Origin of the sequence: Streptomyces sp. NPDC059853 (genome assembly GCF_042731495.1) — a bacterium.
GTDB lineage: Bacteria > Actinomycetota > Actinomycetes > Streptomycetales > Streptomycetaceae > Streptomyces.
Genome location: NZ_JBHWJL010000265.1, coordinates 1 through 7,338, shown reverse-complemented (window position 1 = coordinate 7,338; position 7,338 = coordinate 1). Strand labels below are relative to the sequence as shown.

The window sequence follows — 7,338 nt, the reverse complement described above, 5'->3', positions numbered from 1 at the left end:
GATGGACACCGAGCCGGTGCCCCTCGCGGACGATCGCCTCCAGCACACGTATGACGGAGCCGGCGGCCGGCCGGCCCGGCGCACCGAGCGGCGGTGTCAGCAGCAGGTCCAGATCGTCGGCCAGCACCACCAGCCGCGGCAACTGCCCGGCCGACGAGGCGGGAGAGGCTGGGTCGGCGGTGGTGGCGCGCGCGGCGTGCGCGCCGTGCGCCCCGCCGTCGTCCGCGGGTGGCCGGGGCGCCACCACCGCCGTCCCGAACGCCCCGTCCTCGCCCAGCAGCAGCGCGCGCCGCTTCAGCTCGGCCCGCAGATCCTGCGCGAAGGACCGCATCCGCAGCGGATCGGTAGCCGCCAGATGCCCGGCCACCTGCGGCAGTTCGGCCGCCGCGCGCAGCCCGCCGCCGGTGGCGGAACCCTCGACCAGCAGCAGGGACAGCGCGGCCGGGCCCGCCCCGGCGGCCAGCGAGACCGCCAGGGAGCAGAGCAATTCGGTACGGCCGGAGCCGGGCGGGCCCGAAATCATCAGCGGAGCGCGGAACGCGGCCACATCGACCTCCACCGGCCCCGCACCGCCGAGCCCGAGCACGACCGGCAGCCCGCTGCGCCGGGCCCACCGCTCGCGCAGGGCGGCCGGGGTGACCCGGGGCAGCGCCAGCACATCCAGCAGCCGCACGCTGTCGGGCAGTGGCTGCTGAGCCCCGGCCCCCGGCGCGGCACTGCTGTCCGCGCGCTCCCCGAGCGGCGCGAGCGCCCGCGCGAACCGCTCGGCCCACGCCCGCGACACGGCGTCCGCCGAGACCGGCGGCCGGGCCGTCCCGTCCGGGCCGGTCAGCCGGAGGGTCCCGGCGACGGAGTCGCTCAGCACCCCGGTGGTGGCGCACGGCACGGGCGCGCGCACGCCCGCGGGATCGGCGAGGACCAGAAGGTGGATACCGGCGGCAGGCCCCTCGGCCGCCAGCCGGACGGCAGCCTCCCGGGCGGCGGGGGAGCCGGGGTCCCCGTCGATCAGGACGACGGTGCGGGGGGCGTCCGCCGGGACCGCGGAGCCGCCGTCCGCGGGCCGCGCGCCCGTCCCGTCCTGCCGGGGCTGGGTTCGGTGGGGCGGGTGAGCCTGCCGGGCTTGCTGCGTGTGCTGTGTGAGCTGGACCAGCTCGCGCAGCCGGGCCGTGATCTGCGCGGGGTCGAACCCGACGAGCAGCCGGCAGTTCTCCCCCCGCGCCGGCCGCAGATGCGGCAGCCAGCCGAGCCAGGACCACTCCCGGGCACCGCCGTCCGCGAGGACGACGATCCGCAGCGTGCCAGGGTCGTGCAGGGCGGCGAGCTGCGCCAGGACGCTACGGGCGAGACCGGTCAGCCGGTCCCGCGGCCCGGTGAGCGCGAGCGAACCCGCCTCCGGCAGGGCGAGCGTCACCGGCAGCAGCGGCCCCGCCGGCTGCTGCACGGTGCCCAGCCGCACGGTGAACGCGTCGGGGTGCGCGGCGTCGCGCGCCCACAGCCGGGGATCGCCCTCGACAGCGGCCAGCAGTATGGCGGCCGGATCCGGCCACCGCGCATCGGCGGCGGCGGCCTCGGCCCGCGCGGCGGCGACCTCGGCGGCGTCGCCGGAGCGCCCGCCGCGCCCTATCCGCCGCGCCCAGGCCACGAGGCCTTTGCGCGGCGGGCGCAGGGCGGGCTGCCCGACCCGCGTGACGTGCGCGTCCGGCGCACCGCCCGGAACGTGCGGCGCGGCGGCCCCGGCGTCCTGCGTACGGGGGGCGCCGGGCGCGGTACCGCGGGCGGCACCGGCGTCCGATCCGCCGGCTCGCGAGGCCGGGCGGGCGGCGGTGGCGGCGCCGGGCCCGGCGCCGGTGGGCGGCTCCGCATCCTGCCCGGGTCCGGCATCCCCGGGACGGGAGCCGGGGTGGCCGCCCGGGGCGCTGCCGGGGGAGTCGGTGGCACCGGTGCGGGGCCCGGCGTCCCGGGCCGAGGCGGGGCCGGAACGGGCGGCCCGGTCCTCATGCGACCGGCCGGTGTCGTCCGAGCCGGGCCCGGTGCGCCCGGAAGCGGTTGCGCCGGGGCCCCGGTGACCCGCCGGGTCGGTGCCGCTGCCGCCCCCGGTGAGGGCTCCGGGGGCGCGGGTGCTGTCGCCCCGGACGGTGCGCGGGTCGCCGCCCGAGCCGGGCCGCAGGCCGTGGGCGTCGGGGGCGGGACCGGTGTGGGGGTCCGTGCCACGCGTGGCGGGGGCACCCCTTTCGGAGGGCGGGGCGCCGTGGGCGCGGGCATCGCCCGGATGGCCGGTACGTGGTTCCGCGCGCCGGTCGCCGGGCCGGGAGGGAGGGGAGCCGTCCGCGGAGGAGGCGCCGTCCGGTCCGGTGGCCGTGCCGGGACGGTGCGTCCGGGGCTCACCGCCGTGCCCGCCGTTCTCCGGGCCGTTCCCCCGGCGGTGGTCGGTGCTTCTGCCGGGGCTGCCGTCGGGACCAGTGCCTGAGCCGGTCCGGCTGTCGGACGCGGGGCCGGCGTGTCCCGCGTGCGGTTCCGTACTCCGTCCGGGGCCGGTGCCCGTGTCCGTGCCGGGACGGTACCGGACCTGGCCGTCGTGGCCGCCGTCCTCCGGGCTGTTCCCCTGGCGGCGGTCGGTGCGTCCGGCGGCGCTGCTGCCGGGCCGGGAGGTCCGGGTGCCGGGCGTGGGGTCGGCGTAGCCCGTGTGCGGTTCCGTGCCCCGCGCGGTGGGGACGGCGGGCTGGGAGGGCGGGGAGCTGAGCGTGCGCGTGCAGTCGTCCCGGACGGCGTGCGGGTCACCGCCCGGGCCGGGCCGCGGGTTCCGGGGGCCGGGTGCTCGACCGGAGCCGACCGGGTCCCGGCCCGTGCGGGTTTGCGCGCTCCGCGCGGCGGGGGCGTCGTCCCCTCCGGTAGCTGTGCCGGTGCGGGGTTCGGTGCCCCGTCCGGGGACGGTGCGCGTGGCGGGACCGGACGTCCGGGCCTGGCCGTCGTGGCCGCCGTCCTCCGGGCCGTTCCCCTGGCGCCGGTCGGCGCCTCCGGCCGGATCACCGGTGGCGCGCTGAGCGCCGAGCCGGGACGCCGTGGTGCCGGTGCGGGCGCCCGGCCCGGGCGCCGGGGCGGCGGCTTCCGCGCGGCCCCCGGCCCGCCGGCCCTGGGTGCCGGAGGCGAGGCCGGACGGGCCGCCGCCGGTGCCGGGGTACGCCCGGGGGGTGCCCGCGTCGCCGTAGCGCGCGGCCCGGACGGTGCGTGTGGTCTCCGGGGAGAACACGTCCGACCCCGTCTCGGCAATCCCCCGGGCGCGCGGGACCCCGGTGTCCGGGGCCGGGGCGGCGGCCCGGGACCTGTCGTGGGACTGCCCGGCGGCGGAGCCACCCCGGTCGGCGCTGTGCCCGTCGTGCTGGGACGGGATGCCGCCCTCCCGGGGACCGCCGCTCCGCACCGGGGGCGTGGCGGCGGTGCCCTGTGCGGCGGCGGCGGACGGAGCGGCGCGGCCGGAGCCCCCGGTGCCGTACGTGGTCGGGGCGGACGGGGCGGCGGGCGCCGGATCCGGGTGGCCCGCCGCGGACCGTCCCGGCCCGGGGCGGTCCGGTCCGGTGGCCGGGGGACCCGGGACCGTACCGCCCGCGCCGGGTGCGGCCTGGGCCGGGTGCCGAGGGGAGTGCGGTCCGGGCCCGTCGGAGCGGGCCGGGGTGCCCGGCGGCACCACGCGCAGGGTGGATTCGCCGAGCCGGAGCTGGGCGCCCGGCGGAACTGGGGTGGCCGGGGCGGTGACGGGGCGGCCGTCGATCTGGGTGCCGTTGGTCGAGTCGAGGTCGGTGACCGTCACCGCGCCGTCGTCGCCGAGCGTGAGCGCGCAGTGCAGCCGCGACACATCCGGGTCGCGCAGCGCCACGTCCGCGCCGGAGGAGCGCCCGATCCGTACCTCGCCGCCGCGCAGCAGGTGCACCCCGCCCGCGTCCGGGCCGGCCACCACCAGCAGCCGGGCCGCCTCGGCGGGCGGACGCGGGGCGGCCAGCGGCTGGTGGAACGCCAGCACCGCCCCTTCCACCAGCGGTGGCTCGCCCAGCACCGCGTGCCGGGGGTCGAGCCGCAGGTCCTCGCAGTAGACGGCGGCGGGGGCGCCCGCGCCCGGGGTGACCGTGGCGGCCAGCGAGCCGAGAACGGCTTCCAGCGGGGTGTCGGCGGGGGCGGTGATCTGGACGTCCACGGCGCCACCGGCGGCGCCCCGCCCCAGAACGGTCAACCTGATCTGGATCGGCATCGGCCCTCCCGCTCGCCCGGCCCGGCCGGAGTGACTCCGGCCGGTCGTCTGCTCGTTCGCCCGAACGCACCCGTTCGATCGCATCGGATGCTGATGGTGAAAGCATCCTCGCACCCGACGCCGACAGCCGACCCCGCCAGCCGCAGTTAATGATCTTGATTGCCCGGATCTGACCAGATCTGATCGCTCGGTCCCCGCCACCACCGGGAACCATCGCCCCGCGCGGCGGCATCGTAACCTTCCGAACAGACGGCCGCCCCGGCGTCCCCGGCGGCGGCATTAGAGTGGAGAACTCGGTCTCGTCACCACTCGTCATCACCCACCACCAGCGAAGCATCAGGGAGCGCACGTGCGGCCGGTCGGCAGCAAATACTTGCTCGAAGAGCCCCTCGGCCGCGGCGCCACCGGGACCGTGTGGCGGGGCCGGCAGCGCGAGACCGCCGGGGACGAGGCGGCCGTCGCCGGGTCCCCGGGCGAGCTGGTCGCCATCAAGGTGCTCAAGGAGGAGCTGGCCCACGACCCCGACGTCGTGATGCGCTTCCTGCGCGAGCGCTCCGTCCTGCTCCGGCTCACCGACGACAACATCGTCCGCACCCGGGACCTCGTCGTCGAGGGCGAGCTGCTCGCCCTCGTCATGGACCTCGTCGACGGCCCCGACCTGCACCGCTACCTCCGCGACAACGGCCCCTTCAGCCCCATCGGCGCCGCGCTCGTCACCGCCCAGGTCGCCGACGCGCTGGCCGCCGCGCACGCCAAGGGCGTGGTGCACCGCGACCTCAAGCCCGCGAACGTCCTGATGGCCGGCGGCGGCCAGGACGGCGCCCCGCTGCGCCCCCTGCTCACCGACTTCGGCATCGCCCGGCTCGCCGACTCCCCGGGCGTCACCCGCGCCCACGAGTTCGTCGGCACCCCCTCCTACATCGCCCCCGAATCCGCCGAGGGCCGCCCGCAGACCTCGGCCGTGGACGTGTACGCGGCCGGCATCCTGCTGCACGAGCTGCTGACCGGCCGGCCCCCGTTCGCCGGGGAGAACACCCTCCAGGTGCTCCAGCGCCACCTCAGCGAGCAGCCGGCCCGCATCGAGGGCCTGCCCGAGCCGCTGTGGACGGTCATCGACCGCTGTCTGCGCAAGAACCCCGACGAGCGGCCCAGCGCCGTCAGCCTCGCCAAGGCGCTGCGCACGGTGGTGGCCGGCATCGGCGAGCACGCCACCCCCGAGCAGACGGACGCCGCGTACGGGGTGGCCGCGCTGCTGCTGCCCGACTCCGCGCCGGTGAAGGTCGCGGGCCCCGGTGGCCCCGACGCCCAGCCGACGCAGGCGCTGCCCGGCGGCTCCCACGACCCGAACGCCGCCACCAGCGTGCTGCCCGCCACCGGGGCGGGCCCGGGCGACGCGGCGGGCGGTGCCGCCGGTGCGGGCGGCGGGGGCGGTGGCCTGGACGGGACGCGGGTGATGCCCGCCCAGCCCGGCCCGGCCGAGCCGGCCGAGCCGCCGCCGTGGGCGGACCAGATGCGCGCCGCCCGGGACCGCAACGAGCAGACGCAGTACCACCAGCTCGACCCCGAGCAGGACCCGCTCCAGCGCGCCCCGCAGCGCCGGCCGCAGCGCCGCCAGCCCCCGCCGCCGCAGCAGCCCCCGCAGCGCCGCCCCCAGCGGCGCAGCACGGCCGCCGCCGGGCACTTCGGCTACGCGGACGAGCAGCGCTACCAGCAGCAGCCCCAGCCGCAGCAGTACCAGGCACCCCAGCCCCAGCGGTACCACGAGCCCCCGCCGCAGCGGTACCAGGAGCCGCCGCGCCGCCGTGAGCCGGAGCGCGAGCCGCGCGGCAGGTCGCGCAGCGCCAACCCCATGCGCATCCCGGGGCTCGGCTGCCTCAAGGGCTGCCTGTTCATGGTGGTGATCCTGGTCGTGATCGCGTTCCTGCTGTGGAACTTCACGCCGCTGCCGGAGTGGGTCGCCGAGGGGCAGAGCTTCTGGGAGGCCACCAAGGACTGGTTCAGCTCCGTCGGTGAGTGGCTGGGTCTGGTGGAGCAGGCGCAGGACGCCGTGGAGAACGTCCCCAACGGCTGACCGGCGTCGGCGACCTGGGGGATTTGTCGACTTGCCGGGACGGATTCCGGCCGCCGCTTGCCATCAAACCCGGGCAAGCCGGGCGGCCGGCGGGTCCCGTCGGCGGACGGCCGTCGTAGCCTCACGCCATGGCACGGAACATCGGCAGCCAGTACACGACCCACCGCGTCCTCGGACGCGGCAGTGCCGGAACGGTGTGGCTCGGTGAGGGGCCCGAGGGCCCCGTCGCCATCAAGCTGCTGCGCGAGGACCTCGCCGCCGACCCGGATCTGGCGGAACGCTTCGCCCACGAGCGGCACGCCCTGCTGGGCCTGGAGCACCCGCACATCGTCGGCGTCCGCGATCTGGTCATAGGGGGACCGGACGGCCAGGACCTGGCCCTGGTGATGGACCTGGTACGGGGCCCCGACCTGCGCACTCATCTGGAACGGGAACGGCGGCTCACCCCGCACGAGGCGGTCGCCATCGCCGCCCAGATCGCCTCCGGCCTGTCGGTGGCGCACGCGGCCGGGATCGTGCACCGCGACATCAAGCCAGAGAACATCCTGCTGGAACCGGCCGCGGACGGCTCGGGGCCGCCCACCGCGCTGCTGACGGACTTCGGCGTGGCCAAGCTCATCGACGAGCCCCGGCACGGCGGCAAGGGCGGCGTCGTCGGCACGCCCGACTACATCGCCCCCGAGATCGTCGAGGGCCTGCCGCCGCGCGCCGCCGTGGACATCTACGCGCTGGTGACGGTGCTGTACGAGGCGCTGGCCGGCTTCACGCCGTTCGGCGGCGGACACCCCGGGGCCGTCCTGCGCCGCCAGGTCACGGAGAAGGCGGCGCCGCTGCCCGGCCTGCCGGACGGGCTGTGGGACCTGATGCAGCAGTGCCTGGCCAAGGCGCCCGCCTCCCGGCTGCGGGCGGTGGAGCTGGCCTCCCGGCTGCGGGAACTGCTGCCGTCGCTGGAAGGGCTGCCGCCGCTGGACATCGGCGACCCGGACGGCCCGGACGAGCACCCGGCGCCGGTGGAGCCGCGCGGCGC

3 protein-coding genes are annotated in these 7,338 nt (G+C 78.3%); 2 read left to right on the top strand and 1 reads right to left on the bottom strand.

The window, feature by feature from the left end:
• A partial coding sequence (locus tag ACFV5N_RS22170) for an FHA domain-containing protein (protein WP_385602577.1) occupies positions 1-4,240 on the bottom strand: 4,240 nt, incomplete at its 3' end.
• Between the two features lie 349 nt (positions 4,241-4,589).
• Between ACFV5N_RS22170 and ACFV5N_RS22165 the strand changes: the two genes are divergently transcribed.
• Complete coding sequence (locus tag ACFV5N_RS22165; RefSeq protein WP_385602575.1) at positions 4,590-6,311, top strand: serine/threonine-protein kinase; 1,722 nt, start codon at positions 4,590-4,592, stop codon at positions 6,309-6,311.
• 128 nt (positions 6,312-6,439) lie between these two features.
• Positions 6,440-7,338: serine/threonine-protein kinase (locus ACFV5N_RS22160; RefSeq protein ID WP_385602572.1), on the top strand; the 899-nt coding region annotated here is incomplete at its 3' end.